Here is a 21,061-nt window from a genome sequence, read left to right as displayed (position 1 = left end):
TGATCGTTTTGGGAGGTTGTCGAGAAACTTTATTATTTCCGAGGAAATGTCGAATAGAAAGTGCTGGATTCTTAGCCGCCAGCCAAGTATTATAGAAGAGTCGGTCCTGAACAGGGCAGGATAATTTATGAAGGAGGAGGGAGTATGAACCAGGATTTATCTAATTCAATCAGTGCTGTTGGTGTTAACGGATTCTTGTCTATTGTCGTTTCGCTGATCTGTATCGCACTGGCTTGGTGGGCATTACAACAAGTAAAGCTGGATTTGGTTGTCCGTCATCCAAAAGGGCCGCAGGGAAAGCTGTTGCATTTGCTGCTGGCAGTGGTGCTTGGACGATTCGTGGCTGAATTCCTAATTGACTATATTACATGGAGTCAAATGATCCGATATATGTTTTAGAACGGAAATGAGCGTCATACATAACACAAGGTGCTGCAGTTAGTAATGAAACATTTGTTGCACGAGGTTATGGTCTTGCCAATATTTTACTTGTCTGTTTTAATTGCGGCATGAATGGTTATATCTCTGTTAGGTTGCTAGGGGAGAATGTCGAATAAACGCATTTTATTATGTTAACACTTAAAATAAGAATTTGATCGGGCGGACGGTATGACTTCCGGACTATAGAGTTCACCCGGTAATTGTTATGCATTGACAAGTGCTGGTCGGTCATGGTACCTTTCGAAGGTCCATACTGCGGATAACAGATGCTTCATAAGGTGGCATCATGGATTTCTGATACCTGATGTAGACACCGAATCAGATGTCATAAATAGTTCGAAAATCGCTTGTTTAGCGGAAATCACTAATGTTAAGATGAAAGTTAGGGAATTAGCAACAACTAATCACTAACACACGCAATCAGGAAAATTATGGACGCGGAGGGAAACCATGATGAGCAAATTTATCGTCCGCGGTGGCAAAAGACTGACCGGAAGCGTCAAAGTCAGCGGAGCAAAAAATTCAGTTCTTCCGATCATCGCTGCCTCTCTACTAGGGGAAGTTGGGGAAAGTGTTATTATTGACGCGCCTCCTCTTGACGATGTAATTACAATCAGTAAAGTATTGGAGTCGCTTGGTGCGGGCATTACATATCAGGATGAAGTGATACGTGTAAATGCAGAGCACATAACGACATGTGAAGCACCTTATGAATGGGTGCGGAAGATGCGGGCGTCTTTTCTGGTCATGGGACCTTTATTGGCACGTTGTGGACGAACCCGGATTTCGCTTCCCGGGGGGTGTGCTATCGGCACAAGACCCATTGATCAACACCTAAAAGGATTTGAAGCTCTCGGGGCTGAGATTAGCCTCGGACAAGGATATATTGAAGCTAAAAGCAATGGCAGATTGCGTGGGGCGAAGGTCTATTTGGACGTAGCCAGCGTGGGTGCTACTGAAAATATTATGATGGCTGCTACATTGGCTGAAGGGATTACGGTAATCGAAAATGCGGCGAAAGAGCCGGAAATTGTCGATTTAGCGAATTACCTGAATGCAATGGGCGCCAAAGTTCGCGGTGCGGGCACGGGTGTGATTCGTATCGAGGGCGTTGAGAAGATGCATGGCGTTAAGCATAACGTAATTCCTGACCGAATTGAAGCAGGCACCTTTATGGCTGCGGCTGCAATCACGGGCGGTGATGTGTATGTCGAAGGAGCCATTGCAGACCACCTTGGACCGGTTATTTCCAAGATGGAAGAGATGGGGATTACCATTGAACCGGACGAGAATGGAATTCGCGTTATCGCTGACAAACCATTAAAGTCGGTTGATGTGAAAACCTTGCCTTATCCTGGGTTCCCAACCGATATGCAGTCCCAGATGATGGCTCTTTTGCTGGTTTCCGAAGGTACAAGTGTTGTTACGGAAACGGTATTTGAAAACCGCTTTATGCATGTGGACGAATTTCAGCTGATGAATGCAGAGATCAAAGTTGAAGGACGTTCTGCCATCGTTACGGGCGGCGCTAAGCTTAAAGGTGCCAAAGTAACGGCAACGGATCTGCGTGCAGGGGCTGCCTTGATATTAGCCGGGCTTGTATCGGAGGGGACTACCGAAGTTGGCGGCGTACAGCATATCGATCGCGGCTATGTTCATTTAGCGGAGAAGCTGTCTGGACTTGGCGCGGATATCTGGCGTATTTCGACGGAGGACCAGAGCTCGGAGAAAGTTTCGAAAAAAGTGGCAAGTGAAACAGAAGACGCAAAAGTTTTCAAAGTTCAACCTACCTGGGTGTAACAATCAAGATTGACCTTGATGATCCAGGATAGACCACAATAGAGTGTAGAAGAAGGGGCTTTGCCGATAAGGGCGAAGCTCCTTCTCTTTTGTATATAAACATAATTCCGGCTATCATTGATTCTCTTACGTTGATACCGGATGAGTAGGAGACTCTCTCTTTGCTAGCTTGCTTGCATTCAGTGTCAGCGTTTCTTCATCCATGTGACTTTTTCCTTTCTCTTAGAATAGTTCTATCAAATGCCCGTATCTCATAAGTATAAGTAGAGCCTGATGGAGCATAAGCCAGAGGTATATTCCAGGGGAAAAGGCACAGGAGGGAAATGCAATGAAAGATTCGAAGGTTCGGGTAAATCTGAGCACAGCAGGAAAAAAACGAGCGATCGATCCAAAAGATGTTCTGAGAGAAGAAAATCCTCAATCATACCAGGTGCCATCCGAAGGATCGGCTGCTCCCGTATTGAAGTGGGATTTTCCCGGTGAACTTGAGAAAAAAGCCGGATCAACTGAAGAACATAGTTATGAATCGAAACAGGATAAAAAGGATATAGAGGAAGGGCCTCACGGGCACGGCAGCCCGGGGAGAGCGCCGGACGCCTTCGGCGAGTCCGGCCACGGCCCGCGGGCGGCCCATACGCCGCCGCCCGGCCGCCCCGCTGGCGTGCCTGCGCACAGCGCCACGCCAGACCCCGGCGGGCCAGCGGCGATGCCGCAGGGCCCGCATCCCGCGGCCGAGCCGCAGCGCTTCGCGCAGGCGGCAACGGGCCGCGTGCCGCGCGGCGGCCGCACGTTCCGTGTGCGGCCTGCGCGCTGGGGGCGCCGCGGCTTTGCCGCGCGGCGCCCGGCCACCGGAAGGCGGCGGGTGCGGGTGCACCCCGCCGTCTGGGCCGTGGCGGTGCTACTGGCCTTGGCGCTGGCGCTGCCTCTGCTGGTGGTTGCCCCCGGCAACAACGCACCAGAGCCGCTGCCGCCCGGGCCGGCCCCGCTGCCTTCCGCCGAGCCGCAGGCGGCGGAAGAGCCCACGGTATCCGTCTATGTAACCAAGACGGATACCGTGGAGGAGCTGCCGCTGGAACAATATCTCGTCGGCGTCCTGGCCGCCGAGATGCCGGCCGAGTTCCAGCTGGAGGCACTTAAGGCCCAGGCCATTGCGGCACGGACCTATATCGTGCAGCGGCTTGCGTCCAGGGACCGCAGCGGCGTGCCGGACGGCAAGGCCGTGGTGACCGATACGGTCAGTCACCAGGCTTATATTGCCCAAGACGAACTTACGAAGGAATGGCAGCGGCTAGGGAAAGAAACAGAGCTGGCGAAGCTCCAGCAAGCGGTGAAGGAAACGGCAGGAGTGGTGATGACGTATGAGGGTCAACCGATTACAGCTTCTTTTTTCTCCACCAGTAACGGGTATACCGAAAATTCAGAGGATTATTGGAAGAACGAGATTCCCTATCTGCGAAGTGTGGAGAGTCCATGGGATAAACAGATTTCACCGAAGTACAAGACAACAATCACGATGCCCCGTTCGGAATTCATAGGAAAGCTCGGCCTGACGGATGGAGCCGTACCGGTATCGGCAGGCGGGGATGGGGGGGCTTCTTTTTTGAAAGTACTCTCGTATACGCAAGGTCATCGAATTGAGAGCGTACGGGTTGGCGGCAAGAAGTTCACCGGTCGCGAGGTGAGAGAGAAGCTGGGGCTTCGGTCCAGCCAATTCACCCTTCATATGAAAGACGGCGAGATGGAGATAACGACCTACGGCAATGGCCACGGCGTGGGCATGAGCCAATACGGAGCAGAGGGCATGGCCCGCGAAGGATATGAAGCGAAAGAGATTCTGGAGCACTATTATACGAATATTTCTTTTGACAAAACTTCAAATCTTCTCTCTTTTAATACAAGTTCAAAAAATCGGTCTTTCAGCACCGAGAAGGTTGAATAAAGCTAGGGACTGAGAAGCGGAGCGTACGTTTTAGGTACGTGAGCATTGGAAGGACCGGCTGAATTCAAGATTCGATGCCGAGTTGCCCCTTGATTCACTCCGTGATCAAAAGACGACTTTTGGAACAACCTCTCAAAAAAATAATAGTGAGATAACGTATAAAAGAGTTGACCCCGGTAACAATGGTTACTGAGGTGATTGCAAATGAATGAACAGAACAAAAATAGTAAACCCCACGAAGAAACTCCTAAAACTGTGCAAGGAGATTCGGCGGTACCGTCATCTTCGTGGAAGAAAGCATTATCCAAACGGTGGGTGTTCCCGGCAGCATACTTAGCAGCAGCGGCAATTATACTAACCCTCGTGTGGGTCTACCAGGACGCCAGCCAAAAAACGCTGAAGCCACAAGGGGAAGAAACAAGTGTATCGGGATCGGTACAAGGATCAGAGAAACCTGCTGCAACGGAAGGCAATGATGGAGAAGCTGTAGAAGTGACGGCCAATGCGCAATCAATGATCTGGCCGGTAGCCGATGACGTGGCAGTCAGCATCGTCAAGCCTTACTTTGATGAGACGAACCCAGAAACGCATCAAGAGGCGATGGTGCAATACAATGACACCTTCACGCCGAATCTGGGAATCGACTTGGCCGCTGCAGATGACACGATGTTTGAAGTTCGTGCCGCACTGACAGGTAAAGTGACCCGGGTTGAGAATCATCCAGTTAACGGCAACGTCGTGGAGATTACGTCGGGTGATACGAAAACCGTGTACCAAAGCTTGAACGAAGTGAAAGTGAAGGAAGGCGCTGAAGTGAAGCAGGGCGATTCCATCGCGACTGCAGGACGCAGTGAGCTTGAGAAGGATCTCGGCAACCATGTGCACTTCGAAGTGTACGAGGGCGGGAAACTGGTCAACCCTGTGAGCGTGCTTCCGCAAAAATAATTTCATTTCTTTGTAGCCATGCGCCCACCGCGCACTTGAAGAGGGCAGGATCTTGTGATCCTGTCTTTTTTTTGTTGCGGGTTTGGACGGCAAGTCCAACCCTTGCTGCGCCTTGTTTTGTGGACATTTTAGACTTGTCCGTCACGGGCATGTCCAGAAAATAAATGAGTCCAAGTAAGCTTGTCAGCCCTTGAAACCGCGAATATCCCGTCATGCCCCTCATATAATGTACCAAACTATCCACACAGTAGGGAGGCGGGAGCGTGCACGATTACATCAAAGAGCGGACCATTAAGATCGGACGCTGTATCGTGGAAACGAGGCATACGGTTCGAACTATAGCCAAAGAATTTGGCGTGTCGAAGAGCACGGTGCATAAGGACTTAACCGAACGTCTGCCGGAGATCAACCCGGACCTGGCGGATCAGGTGAAGCACATTCTCGAATACCACAAATCCATCCGCCATTTGAGAGGCGGAGAAGCTACCAAGATCAAGTACAAAAAAACCGGCAGCAACCGTGAACCGGTGGCCACGGCGAAATCCTGATTTTTTAGGGCTTTGGTCGCTAGATTGGCGTTGAATCCCTCCCCTAAAGTATGATATGTTAAAAGCTGGTATAGGATCGAAATATGGGACCTGTTTTGCCGAAGATCATCATCGCTTGCTAGATTATGTCGAAGGATGGTTCGGTACAGAGAACAGACTCTTTTACCATAAAATAACACTTTGGGGGCTTTTCATGATGTTGAGCAAGGATATTGGAATCGATCTCGGAACGGCGAACGTGCTCATTCACGTAAAGGGGAAGGGGGTAGTGTTAGACGAACCTTCCGTTGTCACTATTGAGACCGACGCCAAACGAGTCCTTGCCGTCGGTGAGGAAGCACGGCGCATGATCGGGCGCACTCCCGGCAACATTATTGCGATCCGCCCGCTGAGGGACGGGGTCATCGCCGACTTCGAAATAACGGAAGCAATGCTGAAGTACTTTATTGATCGCGTGGGCGCGCGCAGTTGGCACAGCCGGCCCCGAATCCTCATCTGTGCTCCGACGAACATTACTTCGGTAGAGCAGAAGGCGATCCGGGAAGCGGCTGAGCGCAGCGGCGCAAGGGATGTGTTCCTGGAAGAAGAACCGAAGGCAGCGGCAATTGGCGCAGGGATGGATATTTTCCAACCGAGCGGTAACATGGTTGTGGACATCGGGGGCGGCACCACGGATGTGGCCGTCCTGTCCATGGGCGATGTCGTCACCGCTTCTTCGATTAAAATGGCAGGGGACAAGTTCGACGAGGCGATTATAAAGTACGTGAAGCAAAAATATAAATTACTGATCGGGGAACGGACGGCAGAAGATTTGAAGATGGCGATCGGAACAGTTCGTCCAGGCGGTAGACAAGCTGAGATGGATATTCGCGGACGCGATATGGTATCGGGACTTCCGTTTACCGTAACGGTGTCCTCAGCCGAAGTGCAGGAAGCCCTGTGGGATCCGGTGTCATCGATCGTACTCGCAGCCAAATCCGTATTGGAGCGGACGCCGCCGGAGCTGTCGGCGGACATTATCGATCGCGGCGTCATATTGACCGGCGGTGGCGCACTGCTTCATGGTTTGGACGAGCTGTTGACCGACGAACTGCGGGTGCCGGTGCTTGTTGCGGAGGATCCGATGCACTGTGTGGTTAAGGGAACGGGAATTATGCTGGATAATTTGGACAAGGTCGTAAAGAAAAAGTTCTAACCTTCCGATATAGATGATAGGAACGTGATATTTGATTTTAAATCTGTATCCATACGATGCAGCTACATAAGTCTGCAGTATACAATGGTCATGCGCAGCAGCAGCGAAGAGGACGGAATTGTATTGGAAAAACGGAGTGGTCGCCTTTGATTTCGGATTTCAACATTTTGAGAAGTTCTAACGAGAAATCCGAAAACAACAGCGATTGGAAATACAATCCGTCAGCGAAGCGGCCATTCACGGATCTATTTTGGAAGGGAAGTGCCTTCATTGTTAAGAGGTCTATATACAGCAGCTTCGGGGATGATGACCCAGGAGCAGCGACATAATACGGTGACGCAGAACATTGCCAACGTCAACACGACAGGCTACAAGGCAACGAACAGCGTACAGCGTTCATTCCCCGAAGTGCTTGTCTCCATGATCGGCGGCAATGATTCGGCGAATGCGGGACGGAAGCTGGGCAAGTTCAACACTGGTGTTTACGCTGAGGAGAGCATATCGCTTTATACCGAAGGCGCGCTCCGGGAAACGGGCAAGACAACAGACTTTGCGCTGGTGTCCTCTTTTACGGTACAGAATCCGGCAACAGGCCAAGCTTATCCGTTTGATGCTTCCGGCAGATACGTGGATGAGAACGGCGAGGTGATTTACCGGCCGGAAGGTTTTTTCACTGTTCAGAATGAGAGCGGAGATATCCGTTACACCCGTAACGGCAGCTTCCGGGTTAGCCCGAATGGCAGCCTCTTGAGCGATGGTGGCTATCAGGTTCTGGATAACAATAACAGACCGATTGTATTGACAGGCTCGGCGAGTAACTTTACAGTGAATGAGCAAGGAGAAATCATGGACGCAGAAGGCAATGGGACAGGCATCATTCTCGGAGTCAGCATCGTGAGCGAGCCTCATGGACTGATTCGTGAAGGTCACGGCGTGTTCCGTATGGCCGATCCGGACGGGGAAGTGCGTTTTATGGCACGCGGTGATAACGGAGTCATCCGTCAGGGATTTATTGAGGGGTCCAACGTGGACCCAACGCAATCGATGGTAGAATTGACAGCTGCGCTGCGCGCGTATGAAACGAACCAAAAAATTGTTCAGTATTACGACAGAACGCTGGAGAAGGCGGTCAATGAGATCGGCCGAGTCTAAGCTTGTCTGTAAGTAAGCAGGCAGCACGCTGCTGTATGAAAATGTGAGCCCACGGGAGGTAAGTGATGAACAACTCGATGATTAGCGCCATGGTGTCGATGAATGCCCTTCAGCAGCGGTTGGATGTCATTGCGGACAATATAGCAAACGTCAATACGGCTGGTTATAAAAAAAAGGAGGCTTCCTTTGAAGATGTGCTGACACAGGTTCAGCGGCATCACAAGGATTTCGACCGGACAGGCCGTGCGACACCGCTTGGCTATACACTCGGGTATGGCATGAGACTATCTTCCGTTGTGCAGAACATGGAGCAGGGAGCCATGAAGGAAACCGGAAGTCCGTTTGATCTGATGATTGATGGACAAGCCATGTTTGCCGTTCAGGGAGATGGCGAGATTGGATATACCCGCGAAGGCGGATTCCATGTATCTCCGGATGCCCGTAACCCTAACAACCTGCTGCTGGTCAATTCACAAGGCTATCCTGTACTTGACGTGAACAATAAGCCAATCTCGCTTCCGGCCAAAGGGAAAGTTGCCATTAACGAGAAAGGGCAGATTATCGTGGAGACCCCCACAGGTCGTACGGCTCCTTATGCAACCTTGAAGCTGGTCGAGCTTGAGCGTCCGGAAGGTTTGGTCGCTGTCGGCGATAACCTGTTTGTCGTAGGAAACGGTTTGGCGGAAGGCGATGTGTTCGATTTGACACCGGCGGCTCCAGGCGAGCCTCTTAAATCGAAGGTACTGTCCGGATTTATGGAACAATCGAATGTCAATTTGACCGACGAGATGACCAAGATGATGGAAGTTCAGCGGGCCTACCAGCTGACAGCACGTGCGCTTAGTTCAAGCGATACCATGATGAACCTTGCCAACACAATGCGAGGGTAGGTGGGCATCATGAGTGAAGCAAAAGCCAATAAACGTTCCAAGACATCCGGATGGAAAATCGCTGTCCGTATCATGATTCCTGTATTGCTCGTATTGGCATTATTCGGAGGCATGGTCTTCGGATATGTTGTCCTCGGCGATCAGGAGCTCAGTGAAGTGTTTGAATGGGGCACATGGAAGCATGTTTTTGATTTGATTTTCGCACCGTGACGAGAGGTCAGGGTGAACACCATGTCTTGAGATTAGATGCCAAACTCCCTTTAAGGGAGTTTTCTTTTTTTGGGGTTAAACGGTATAATGGGGTGGGACTTGCGTATTAACTTTGTCATTTCATGACAATGGACGGATGTATATAAAATAACCCCACAAAGTAGAGCCTATGCTGCGATGCTTATTCCAAATACTTTGCGGGGACCCCAAAAAACTTATAAAAGGGCCCTCTCCTCGTACACAAGTGTCCGATTGGAGAAAGCCCCTTATCTAAAACCTTCACTTCTGCAGCGGTGAAGGATATCCATCATTTTTTCCGCAGATCCTTCTTTTTATGCATATGATCTGAAATTCGTTAAGAAAACCTCAAGAGAAAGCATGATACAACCGCAAATAATACCTCCCGCGGCTTGAGAAAGCGGCACAGCGGCAGCAAATGGAACGAACACCCCTTTTCAAACGCTATGCTTGGCGGGTACGTACATAAGGAGGATTTTAATACTATGTTAAACATCAAACAGATTCAAGAAATTATTCCCCATCGCCCCCCATTTTTGCTGGTCGATAAGATTGTGGAGATTGAGGACGGCAAACGAGCGGTTGGCATTAAGAATGTGACGATCAATGAACCTTTTTTTGTCGGGCATTTCCCTGAATATGCGGTTATGCCGGGAGTCCTGATTGTAGAAGCTTTGGCGCAAGTCGGCGCTGTCGCGATTCTCAATGTAGAGAGCAACCGGGGAAAGCTTGGCTTCTTGGCGGGCATTGACGGTTTCCGTTTCCGTGGGCAAGTAGTACCGGGAGATACGCTGCGGCTGGAAGTCGAGATCACTCGCTTGAAGGGCATGATTGGTAAAGGGAAAGCAACCGCGACGGTGGATGGACGTGTAGTTGCCGAGGGAGAGATTATGTTTGCTCTCGCGGATAAGGAGTAATTTTCAGACTATTCTTGTTTGGATGAGGAAGGGAGACTTTTTTTCATGTCAGAGATGAGTCAGAGAACAATCGATACGCTGCAACGTTGGCTGAATGATCCTTATGTAGATGAGGAGACGAAACAGGAACTGCGTTCACTCGAGCACGATACCAAAGAGCTGGAGGAACGGTTTTATCGTGATCTGGAATTTGGAACGGGTGGTCTGCGCGGCGTCATTGGTGCAGGCAGCAACCGGATTAATAAATATACGGTAGGTCGCGCAACACAAGGCTTTGCCCAATATATTTTGGAGGCTCATGGCACAGCGGAGGGAAAGCCTTCTGTTGTCATTGCCCATGATTCCCGGCATTTCTCACCGGAATTCGCGTTAGAGGCTGCTTTGGTTCTGGCCGGAAACGGGATTGTAGCGAAGCTGTATCCTTCCTTGCGTTCAACGCCGCAATTGTCATTCAGCGTGCGTCACTTGGGTGCTACCGGAGGGATTGTTATCACGGCAAGCCATAATCCGCCGGAATACAATGGTTATAAGGTGTACAACCGTGAAGGCGGCCAGTTGGTACCGCACGAAGCAGAGAACGTGATTGCCCGGATACAGGAGGTCGATTCCTTCTCCGCGGTCAAGAGGCTGTCTCAGGCTGATGCAGAGGCTCAAGGTCTGCTGGTTTGGCTGGGCGAAGCGGAGGACCAGGCTTTTGTGGATACGGTGACGAATGTCAGCGTGAATCGGGAACTTATCGCATCCAAGCTTGGCGAGGATTTCAAAATCGTATTTACGCCGCTCCATGGAACAGGGCAAGCACCCGTAGAGCGTGTGCTTAAAAGCATCGGCTTTAAGCATATTCATGTTGTTCCGGAGCAAGCCGAGCCGGATGGAAACTTCTCCACCGTTAAATCTCCAAATCCTGAGGAGCGGGAAGCTTTCACACTGGCGATGAAGCTTGGTGAGGAAGTCGGAGCTGACATTTTGATCGGGACGGATCCGGATGCGGATCGCATGGGGGCTGTCGTGAAGAATAGCCAGGGCGAATACGTCGTGCTGACAGGCAATCAATCCGGCGCAATTATGATCCACTATTTGCTGGGTCAATTGAAGGAAGCGGGTAAGCTGCCTAATAATGGTGCGGTTATCAAGACGATCGTAACGAGTGAGATGGGAGCGGCGATTGCCGAGCATTATGGTGCCACCGTCTTGAATACATTGACGGGCTTCAAATACATTGGTGAGAAAATGACCCAGTTCGAGGAGTCTGGCAGTCATACGTATCTGTTTGGTTATGAGGAGAGTTACGGCTATTTGGCTGGAAAGTATGCCCGCGACAAGGATGCGGTATTGGCCTCGATGCTGATATGCGAAGCAGCCGCCTATTATAAAGCACAAGGCAAGACCTTGTACGATGTGCTGCAGGAGCTGTATGAGCAATTCGGTTATTTCCTCGAGACACTGGAATCCCGGACGCTCAAGGGTAAGGATGGCGTCGCCCAGATTCAAGCGAAGATGTCTGATTGGCGCGACAATCCACCTGGGGAAGTCGGAGACGTGTCGGTTAAGCAGGTGCTTGATTATGCGGAAGGCCTGGGCGGATTGCCAAAGGAAAATGTGTTGAAGTATTTGCTTGAAGACGGATCTTGGTTCTGCCTGAGACCTTCCGGTACCGAGCCGAAGATCAAAGTGTATTTTGCCGTGCGCGGCGAATCCCTCGCCGATGCGAAGCGCAAAATTCAATCGCTCTCGGATCAAGTCATGGCCCGGGTAGACGCTTAAACATAGATACATTTAATGAGAGAAGAGAACGAGGGGAATTTACGATGGTTGCTGCAAGGCCCAAGAGGACTGTTGCCCTCCATCGTAAATTTCCATAGGTTCGATGAGGAGGTACTTTCGTGGTTCAGAATTGGAAACGCTGGAACACAGCAGCCCGCAAGTGGCTGTGGATTCTGGTTGTTCTTGGCGTTGCAGCGGCCCTGCCGGTAGGTTATGACCGACTGCAAACAGAATCAACATCAAAGAACGTCGAGTTGGTGTTTGATTATCGGGATTTGTTGGATGTCGCGGTATATCAATCTAAGCCGCAGGATTTTGTATCCGAGCAGCTGGATCGCCTGAAAGACGCTGGCGTAATCAGTATGGCGCTATATGAAAGCACGCTGGACGAGCTGGTGAAATCGCGGCGAATATCGGTATATGACGGGCAGCAGGTCGCCGATCTGACAGGTACGACGGTCTCGCCGAACGAGAATTTTACGTACGTTTCGTTCCTGAACGAGGAAAGCGCGACTTTAATTAAACCCATTATCGAAGAAGCCTACACAAGGTTGGGCATTCCGGTAAGATCTTGGCAGTTCGAGCGTGGAGTGGATGGATTGGTGTTGGAAACTCCGCGATCCAATGCGGTCATCAAACCGTTGTCTCCAGACCCGATTACCATTGGCATGCTGCGAGAGAAGGGCTTTAACATTGTGCCGCGTCTGTCGGACAGTCTTCCCTATGACCAGGCCTATATGGAGAAGCTGATGTCCTACTTCGCGGAAAACGGTGTAAAACGAATTTTGTTTGAAGGTGATTCCGCCAAAGGCTTCAACGATAATGCCGACATGAAAAGCTTGGATTCCTTTGGTGAACTTTTGAACCAACATGGTATTGGCCTCGTGGCGATTGAGAATATCAAGCGCCCGCAAAAAGGATTTACGAAGCTAGCCTATTTAACAGATTACAATGTAACCCGTATTTATTCCTTAAGTGAGCGGGATGCTAATCTGGAGCCTGAGGTTATTGGAGACCGTTTTGCTCTGGCTTCCAAAGACCGTAACATTCGAATGTTCTATTTAAACGCAGAGCCAAGCCGGGATATGACCAAAGCGTCTGTTACCCACCCGCTGGATAATCTGATTGACAGTTTGACAGGTTCGGGTCAGGCCATTAAGCAGATAGAGGACAATGGTTTCACCATGGGTCCAGCAGAGCCGTTTAAGGTAACCGACTCTTCCTTGCAGCGTTACTTCAAGCTTGGGGCTGTCGTCGGAGCTGTAGCTCTGATTGCGCTCATGATTTCCTATTACATTCCGTTCCTTACGATTGCCGCTTTCCTGATCGGGCTTTTGGGCAGTGCGGGATTATATGTTCTGAAACCGACATTACTTGAACAGGCCTTAGCTCTATTAGCTGCAATCAGTGCTCCAACGGTTGCCGTCATTCTGGCCATTCGCAAAGTCAATGAAACGCAGCAGAGCATACCGGACATGAGTTCTGGCAGAAGAGTGACCCATTCGATCGTATTATTGGTAAAGACTACGATCTTGTCGCTCGCAGCTGTACCGATCGTTGTAGCGTTATTGAATAATGTGACCTATATGCTCGTTCTGGACCAGTTCCGCGGCGTGAATTTGCTGGCTGCGGCACCGATTGGGCTCATTGCAATCTACGTAGTACTGTACCGCGGTGGATCGACTTATAACTCAATCCTGAAATTGCTTAAAACACCGATCTCACTGACATGGGTCATCGCAGCCGGTATTGTAGCTATCGTTGGTTGGTACTATCTCACACGTACAGGTAATGCAGGCAATGTGTCCTCGATCGAAATGACATTCCGTACATTCCTGGAAAATACGTTTGGCGTACGTCCGCGTAACAAGGAGTTCTTGCTGGCCCATCCAATGATGGTGCTTGGCGTCTTCCTGTCATTTAAATACCGTCATGCCGTTTACCTGCTCATTATTGGTGTGATGGGGCAGTTGTCGATGGTCGGAACATTTACGCATATTCACACGCCACTCTATATTTCGGCTATTCGCGTTGTACTGGGTCTTGGACTCGGCTTAATTATCGGATTGATCGCGATATTGGTATGGCAAGTGGCAGAAAGGATCTGGAAACGATGGTCTCCACTTCTAAAACAATAGTCATTTCCGGATACTACGGATTCAAAAATAGCGGTGACGAAGCGGTCCTGAAATCCATCCTGACCGCATTGGAGCAGGAAGGAAAGGCGGCGGGAGTTAATATTAATCCCGTTGTACTTTCCATTGACCCGGAATGGACCTCAGCGGTATATGGGGTGAAGTCCGTACACCGGATGAAGCTGGGTGAAGTTCGACAGGCAATCAAGGAAAGTGACGGCTTGATCAGCGGCGGAGGAAGTTTGCTGCAGGATGCTACCAGTCCGAAAACGATCCCGTATTACCTGGGCGTCCTCAAGATCGCACAGTGGCTTGGTAAACCGACGTTTATTTATGCCCAGGGCGTAGGTCCGGTCAACCGTAAGCTGTTTTATCCGATGATTCGCTCGATCTTCCGTAAATGCACGTATATCTCGGTGCGTGACATGCAGTCCGGCGAACTGCTTCAGTCCATGGGAATATCAGGGGAAGCCATTCACGTCGTACCCGATCCGGTGATGGGATTGCCGCTGCCAGAGGGCGAGGTTGTTCATCAGAGTGATTCCAACCCGGGATCGACTCTGGAAGAGAACGGTGCTGCATCAGTTTCTTCTATAGAAGAAGAACATCGTGAATCATTCGAAGAACCTTTTGTGCAGTCCTCATTATCAAATCGTGAGATGGAAGGAGAAGGTTCTCTGCCAGTTATCGGTATTTCGGTTCGATATTGGCATCCGGAACGCAAAGAGCTGAAGGCTATTGCGGAAGGGTTAAAGGCATTAGCCGCACAGCGTCCGGTACATTTTCGTTTTCTCCCTTTTTATCAGCCGGAAGATCTTGAGGCTTCGCAGTTTATTGCTAGCGGCATTGGCGATATTTCCAAGAATGGTTCGAAAATCAGTTTCTATTGTGATGAGAAGCAGCCGCAGGACATGCTGCGAGAGGTTAGCCGTTGTGATATGATATTGGGCATGCGCCTGCATAGCCTGATCTATGCCGCGAATCAGAGCGTGCCGCTGCTCGGAATTTCCTATGACCCGAAAATCAATCACTTTTTGAAGCGGCTGGGCAGCGAGCCTGTGGGAAGCAGCGAGTCCCTTGACGCGGATACGTTAAAGGATCAGATGCTGAGGCTGCTGGACGATGCAGCGGCATGGAAGGCGGAGCACGGCGAGCAGATTACCGCATTGAAACAACAGGCTGCTCTGCCTGCACGCCACATTGCCCAATATTTACGCCATAGAGGATGATAAACATGAAACAGACCTATCCATTTCCTACCGTATCGGTGTTCGAGATTCCTTTTTCTAAACTCAGTATGAAAGATACGGTGAAATACCTGACAGAGGCTGTGCAGTCGGGGCAGCCCCACCATGTGATCACGGCGAATCCGATCATGGTGATGACCGCCGTCAACCATCCGGAATATAAACAGATGATGCAAAGTGCTGAAATCATCGTTCCGGATGGCACGGGGATTGTTTGGGCTGCCAGTGTAGGGGGCGAACCGCTGGAGGGGCGCGTTACCGGCTTCGAGCTGTTACATGAATTGTTGAAGGTCGGGGAAACCTATAGATGGAAGTTCTTTCTGCTGGGAACCACCGCCGAAGTGATTCAGGAAGCGGCCGAAAGGTTACAAATGCAATATCCGGCTGCCATTATATGCGGCTATCGGGACGGTTTTTTTGGACCAGATGAAGATGCTGCCGTCATTGAACAGATTCGGGCAGCTTCACCGGATATTTTGTTTGTTGCCCGTGGTGCGGACACTCAAGAGCCTTGGATTGCCCAGCATAAACAAGCGCTTCAAGTTCCGGTTGTTATGGGGGTCGGAGGATCTTTTGATATTATCTCCGGCAAACTGAAGCGAGCACCGAAGGTATTCCAAAAGCTGCGTCTCGAATGGTTTTACCGTCTTCTGAAGGAGCCTACACGTTACAAAAGAATGCTTGCGCTGCCGAGATTCGTAGTGAAAGTGCTGCGCGAGAAAGAAAACGTAACGAAAACGAGCTAAATGGCTCATTTCTGTGGGTAAAATCCGGGATTTCACCGGAAATTGGTATTGGTTTTCGGACCCGAAGGGAGTATAATTCAACCGGTAGACAATATTGGGGGTCGAATGATTACATGTTAATGATATACATCATCGGGTTTATCATATCGCTGACGCTCGCTCTGCTCTTAACGCCGCTTGTGAAGAAGTTTGCCGTTAAGATTGGTGCCGTTGACGTTCCAAATGCCCGCAAGGTTCATACCCGGATCATGCCCCGACTCGGGGGACTCGGCATCTATCTGGCTTTTATTATTGGACTGATTGCAGTTCTTCCTTTTCTTCCAGATAGCCTGTCCCCTCGCGATGCCAACTTTATGAAGGCATTTCTAATCGGCGGTTCCATGATCGTATTGATCGGAGCCTTGGATGATCGATTTGAACTTTCGGCCAAAGTGAAGTTTTTGGCTCAAATTGCAGCTGCTTGCGTAGTTGTATTCGGATTTAATATTACCGTGGACTTTGTAAATATACCGTTCCAGGACCGGTACTCTATGCTGGAGAGCTGGGTATCGATTCCACTGACAATCTTCTGGATTGTCGGCGTAACCAACGCGATTAATCTCATTGACGGACTGGATGGACTTGCAGCCGGTGTATCGGGCATTGCGATCGGTACGATTCTGGTCATGGCGGTCCTGATGGGCAATACCACTGTTGCTTTGCTCTGTCTGCTTCTCCTCGGCAGCATTATCGGGTTTCTATTCTTCAACTTTCACCCGGCCAAGATTTTCATGGGGGATACGGGCTCATTATTCCTTGGATTTTGTTTGGCCATGCTATCCCTGCTTGGATTCAAACAGATTGCCATTGTATCCTTCATTACGCCGCTGATTATTATCGGTGTTCCGTTGTCTGATACGTTTTTCGCTATCATCCGTCGTAAAATCCAGAAGAAACCGATCTTCGCTCCAGACAAAGGACATCTGCATCACTGTCTGCGCGAGCTAGGATTCAGTCACCGTCAGACGGTGTTGATCATTTATGTGATTGCTGCATTTTTCGGCGTACTGGCTGTCATTCAATCTTCGGCGGCCATGTATGAAGCAAACTGGGTAACCTTCGTCGTTATCTGCGTTATGATGTGTTTCATGCAGATCGGTGCTGAAATTATCGGACTGGTCGGCAAGACCAAACGGCCGATTCTTGGATTGATCAACCGTATGCGAATGAAGGCAAATCCCGAAAGTCGCTCCAAGTAGAACTTATTCTTTTTCATGATGCGTCCGGATCGGACATGCCAGCCTCACCCAAAAAGGGTGAGGCTTTTTTGTGATTTTTGCTAAATAATAGGACACTCGTTTCCGATATATGAACTATGCGATAGAACCAATCTGTTAGTGAAAGCGAGGGGACCCAGTGAACGACGTAACACCCAAAACGGACTCCAACGTCCGAATGATCAAGGAGGCACAACCGTTGAAGAAAAATTTCCGTACAATAGCAAGCCTGTTATTGGCCATTGCTATGTTCTTTTCCCTAATTCCGGCTTTACCGGCTTCAGCTGCAAATGGAGCCTTGTATTTTCACTTTTCAAATCTAAGTACGGATCCAAATTCCCCAACACCGGAGAACCGGAATTCTATTTCGGTTTCGGGTACCTACAACGGCATTAACCCGAATACCATCTCGTATGAGATTAAACGCTTTGATGACACAACCACAGGCGGAACAGGTGTTAAGCCGATTCTGGACGAAGCAGCGAATACGTTCGAGTTCCTGAATGTGCAGTTGAATCAGGGCGTGAACAAAATCATCGTATCCGGTATGAGTACGCAAGGCCAGCAGATGAGTGCGACGGCTTATGTGAAATTTTCCGACGTACCGGCTGTGTACGAAGTAGCGCTCAGTGATGGACGTGTCCTGGAAGAGAATGCTTCCAAGCCGGTTGTCGTTACCACGCAGACCGTTAGCATCTCGGTAAAAGCAACCAATGGCTCCAAAGGTGTGACCGTTAACGGCATGGCCATGTATCCTGGCGGCGGTGATACGTATTACTCCGCAGGGATCCAATTGCAAAAGGGTGTAAACGATCTGGTGATCGTCGTTAACTCGGAATCGAAAACACAGACCATTAATAGACAGGTCGTATATCATCCGACAGGCTCCTTGACGGTCAATCAACTGCAGATTGGTAACACCAAGATCGATGGGCAGGCCGTTGTAACCGGTACGGTTAACGGCGTCATCTCCGGTTATGTTATCATGGATGCTCCTCCGGCTGGTACGCCTGCGGTACCGCCAACTCTTGAAGTATCCGTATTTCCGACAGGATCCACAGTGCCAATCATGACCTCAAATGCTACCGTAGGTGCAGCAAGCCTCCTGGGAAACAGCTTGATGTATCCTTTTACATCCACTGGCTCGGTTGACATCACACAGAGCGGGGAATACTTTGTTTATACTAAGGACACTAGCACTGGTTTCGATGTGAAAAATCCTTTTACTTATCGTGATATCAATGCACCTACAATCAAACAGGTGCATCAACTATACGGTGTAACAGAGAGTGGCGGAACGGTAACATTTACCTCTCAGTCCATTTTTCCAAGCAGTAACAATACTGTCCTTAACGAATTGCCGATCTACTTAATGGTGGAACAAGTGAACGCAGGCGACGTTGAGATTGAATCCAGCAAGGGCGGCGGCACGATTGCCCAGAAACTTACCTATAATGGCAGCACGGTTTTCAAAATTACGAATCTGCCTTCAGGACAACAAAATCTGATCATTAAGGTCAGCAATGCATCGGGCGTCTCCGATACCAAGGTGATCCCGGTAACGTTCCTGTCCTCCACTTATATTGATATTTATCATTTGTATAACAATCAGGTCTTTAAGAATAGTACAGATTTTAATCAAGTAACGGGTCGGATTGTGAACTACACGGGAACATCAGGACTTACGATTTCCTTGAATGGTAACACTCGCGATCTGCCAGTGAGCGGAAATGGCGAGTTCAGCTTTACAGATACGACGTTCCTGCAGCTGATCCCAGGTCCGAATACTTTGGTGGTCGCTGACAAGAGCGGGAAAATCTCGACGAAACTAACTCTGCTGTATTTTAGCGATACTCGTTCGGTTATCAAAAACATGATTCCATTCCCGGTTGGTTCCGCAACGGAATCCGATCCGGATGGGTTGTTCAGAGAAACCGCCGAGAATGCCTATAACACATATGAAAAGGCTTTGGGTCTTCGCTTTGAGGTGGAATACACCGATGAGATCACGGTGAATCTTAGCCATCCTACGCCATCCATCTTTGCAGTGTTTACAAAAGACAACGCAGGAACCTGGCGTCTTACAGGGGGGACCCTGAAGACACAATTAGATCCCATTGATCCGAAGGAGCACGACCGATACTTTACCATTGTCAATGGAGCAAACTCCAGCTCTGCCCGCGTTGTATTTAAAGAACTCGCGCTTCCAGAGGTTGGATTGCAGGCAATCAGCATCGGTTCGCGTTATCAGTCGGTTACAACCACAGATACCATTGAAATTACTCGTGAGCGTGCGCCTTATGAAGTTCTTTCTCCTAGGCTCCCTAACGAAGGCGTATTGAAACAGAACTTTGTAGAGGTAAGCATCAAGGCTGAAGGAGCTACTTCCATTCTGATTGGCAAAACGCCAATGGTGAAATCCGAAATCAGCGACATTTTCCGTCTTGAGGTCAAGAACCTGAAAAACGGTAAAAATACGATTAAGTTCACGATCGAACAAGGTACCAAAAAGACAAGCGGGCAATTCGTTGTAACGTACACCGATGATGCAACAGAAGGCTCTCAGTTTAAAACAAATATTTCGAAGTCAGGTAAGGTTAAAGTATTTAAGGGTGATTTGTCTCTATCCTTGCCGAAAGGCACGGTGCTTCAACAGGCAAAATCAAGTCCGAATGCAGAAGTGCCTACGATCAATTTGCTTGGCGAGCATGACATCCTGTTTGGTATTGCCAACCAGATCGATGGGCGGACCGTTAAAGCTTACAATCGAATTGGTGAAATCGAGAACGGTGTAGAAATGGATGGACGCCTGTCCCTCATTCCAGGGGATAACAACAATGCGTTCCGTTTCACTCCGGCAGCCCATTACGGTTATTCATCCCCTCTTTACTGGCTGGATGCGGGTTCGCTTAATGCATACAGCAGCAACGTAGAGGACTTTAATGTGAAAGCAGCAGCGCATCCGTACGCAAAAGGGAACGAATTCCATCAACGCTTGATTCCCCAGAACTGGATGGAGTTGTCGCAAAAAGGTACGATTACCTTGAAATATGATTCTGCACTGGTGAACTCAGCTTCAAGCAACTTGGGCATTTGGTGGTATAACCCGTCCCAAGGAACTTGGATCAACATCGGCGGGAAAGTAGATGCTAAGAAGAAAACTGTTACGGCTCCATTTAAGGGATTTGGTTATTACGCAGTTAAATCCTTGCGTTATAGCTACTCCGATGCGATCTCGCATAAGACGGCCCGTAACGATATTGAATTGATGCTGGCCAGAGGATACATGAAGGCGTCCAAGACGGATGCATTCGGCGTGTATGATCCAATGACACGCGGTGAATTAGCTACTATTATAGTGAAGCTGCTGGATATTCCGTTGGATTATGATACCGATAAGAACAAGCTCACTTTTGATGACATTTATCAGGAAAGTGTTGTCAATAGCATGCAGTGGGATTACCGTTATATTGAGACAGCTGCCAGAAAAGGAATCATTCGCGGCATTGCGCCACGAAGCTTTGCTCCTAATATGGAACTGACTCGTGAAGAAGCGGCCAACATGATTGCACGTGCGCTCAACCTGAAGATGGGTGAAATCGAAAAAGATAAAGCAGCACTTCAGAAGCAGTTCGAAGATGTCGGCAAAATCAAATCGAATTATTCTTATCCAGCCATTCTTGCTGTAAGTAAGGCGGGCATCATCACTGGTGTTGCCAACAGCTTGAAGGAAGGCGAGAAGAAACCGACGTATAACTTCAACCCGGATGCTGTTCTGAATCGTGCAGATACGGCGACGATCGTGAAACGCATGATGAACAAACTTAAAATGATGTAGGTTATATTATAAGAAGAAAC

General features: G+C 49.4%; 16 protein-coding genes. All 16 read left to right on the top strand.

Translation table 11 applies throughout. The features are described 5' to 3' along the window. Window positions 1–144: 144 nt before the first annotated feature. Window positions 145–399: a DUF1146 family protein gene (locus tag NYE54_RS31425; RefSeq protein WP_076323985.1), complete on the top strand. Its 255-nt coding sequence runs from the start codon at window positions 145–147 to the stop codon at window positions 397–399. A 495-nt stretch (window positions 400–894) separates the two neighbouring features. Further along, window positions 895–2,241, top strand: coding sequence for a UDP-N-acetylglucosamine 1-carboxyvinyltransferase (gene murA, locus NYE54_RS31420; protein WP_213647187.1), 1,347 nt, complete (start codon window positions 895–897; stop codon window positions 2,239–2,241). A gap of 328 nt (window positions 2,242–2,569) precedes the next feature. Further along, window positions 2,570–4,180: a stage II sporulation protein D gene (spoIID, locus tag NYE54_RS31415; RefSeq protein ID WP_339268502.1), complete on the top strand. Its 1,611-nt coding sequence runs from the start codon at window positions 2,570–2,572 to the stop codon at window positions 4,178–4,180. Between the two features lie 204 nt (window positions 4,181–4,384). Then, a complete protein-coding gene (locus NYE54_RS31410; RefSeq protein WP_076323987.1) occupies window positions 4,385–5,125 on the top strand; it encodes a M23 family metallopeptidase in 741 nt (246 codons plus the stop codon). 263 nt (window positions 5,126–5,388) lie between these two features. Continuing rightward, the gene (gene spoIIID / locus NYE54_RS31405) at window positions 5,389–5,673 is read left to right on the top strand and encodes a sporulation transcriptional regulator SpoIIID (protein WP_009594246.1); all 285 of its coding nucleotides are present in this window, start codon (window positions 5,389–5,391) and stop codon (window positions 5,671–5,673) included. 196 nt (window positions 5,674–5,869) lie between these two features. Next, window positions 5,870–6,868, top strand: coding sequence for a rod shape-determining protein (locus tag NYE54_RS31400; RefSeq protein WP_076324088.1), 999 nt, complete (start codon window positions 5,870–5,872; stop codon window positions 6,866–6,868). Window positions 6,869–7,138: 270 nt separating this feature from the next. Further along, the gene (locus NYE54_RS31395; protein ID WP_076323990.1) at window positions 7,139–8,020 is read left to right on the top strand and encodes a flagellar hook-basal body protein; all 882 of its coding nucleotides are present in this window, start codon (window positions 7,139–7,141) and stop codon (window positions 8,018–8,020) included. Between the two features lie 65 nt (window positions 8,021–8,085). After that, the gene (locus NYE54_RS31390; protein ID WP_339268499.1) at window positions 8,086–8,910 is read left to right on the top strand and encodes a flagellar hook-basal body protein; all 825 of its coding nucleotides are present in this window, start codon (window positions 8,086–8,088) and stop codon (window positions 8,908–8,910) included. A gap of 9 nt (window positions 8,911–8,919) precedes the next feature. Then, entirely contained in the window at window positions 8,920–9,120 is a 201-nt protein-coding gene (locus tag NYE54_RS31385; RefSeq protein WP_076323992.1) for a DNA-directed RNA polymerase subunit beta, read from the top strand. A 503-nt stretch (window positions 9,121–9,623) separates the two neighbouring features. Further along, a complete protein-coding gene (gene fabZ, locus NYE54_RS31380; protein WP_098749219.1) occupies window positions 9,624–10,055 on the top strand; it encodes a 3-hydroxyacyl-ACP dehydratase FabZ in 432 nt (143 codons plus the stop codon). Between the two features lie 45 nt (window positions 10,056–10,100). Next, a complete protein-coding gene (locus tag NYE54_RS31375) occupies window positions 10,101–11,819 on the top strand; it encodes a phospho-sugar mutase (protein WP_339268496.1) in 1,719 nt (572 codons plus the stop codon). 119 nt (window positions 11,820–11,938) lie between these two features. Continuing rightward, window positions 11,939–13,957, top strand: coding sequence for a DUF5693 family protein (locus NYE54_RS31370; RefSeq protein ID WP_339268494.1), 2,019 nt, complete (start codon window positions 11,939–11,941; stop codon window positions 13,955–13,957). Then, the gene (gene csaB / locus NYE54_RS31365; protein WP_339268492.1) at window positions 13,933–15,183 is read left to right on the top strand and encodes a polysaccharide pyruvyl transferase CsaB; all 1,251 of its coding nucleotides are present in this window, start codon (window positions 13,933–13,935) and stop codon (window positions 15,181–15,183) included. Before NYE54_RS31370 ends, csaB begins: the two co-directional genes overlap by 25 nt. Window positions 15,184–15,188: 5 nt before the next feature. Further along, window positions 15,189–15,947, top strand: a complete 759-nt coding sequence (locus tag NYE54_RS31360; protein WP_339268491.1) for a WecB/TagA/CpsF family glycosyltransferase — start codon at window positions 15,189–15,191, stop codon at window positions 15,945–15,947. 113 nt (window positions 15,948–16,060) lie between these two features. Beyond that, the gene (locus tag NYE54_RS31355) at window positions 16,061–17,185 is read left to right on the top strand and encodes an MraY family glycosyltransferase (RefSeq protein ID WP_213647029.1); all 1,125 of its coding nucleotides are present in this window, start codon (window positions 16,061–16,063) and stop codon (window positions 17,183–17,185) included. Between the two features lie 217 nt (window positions 17,186–17,402). Then, the gene (locus tag NYE54_RS31350; RefSeq protein WP_339268489.1) at window positions 17,403–21,041 is read left to right on the top strand and encodes an S-layer homology domain-containing protein; all 3,639 of its coding nucleotides are present in this window, start codon (window positions 17,403–17,405) and stop codon (window positions 21,039–21,041) included. Window positions 21,042–21,061 lie beyond the last annotated feature (20 nt).

Source organism: Paenibacillus sp. FSL K6-1330 (assembly GCF_037976825.1).
GTDB lineage: Bacteria > Bacillota > Bacilli > Paenibacillales > Paenibacillaceae > Paenibacillus_AQ.
Note: the sequence above shows the minus strand (reverse complement) of the source record. Positions and strands in the feature narration are given on the sequence as shown.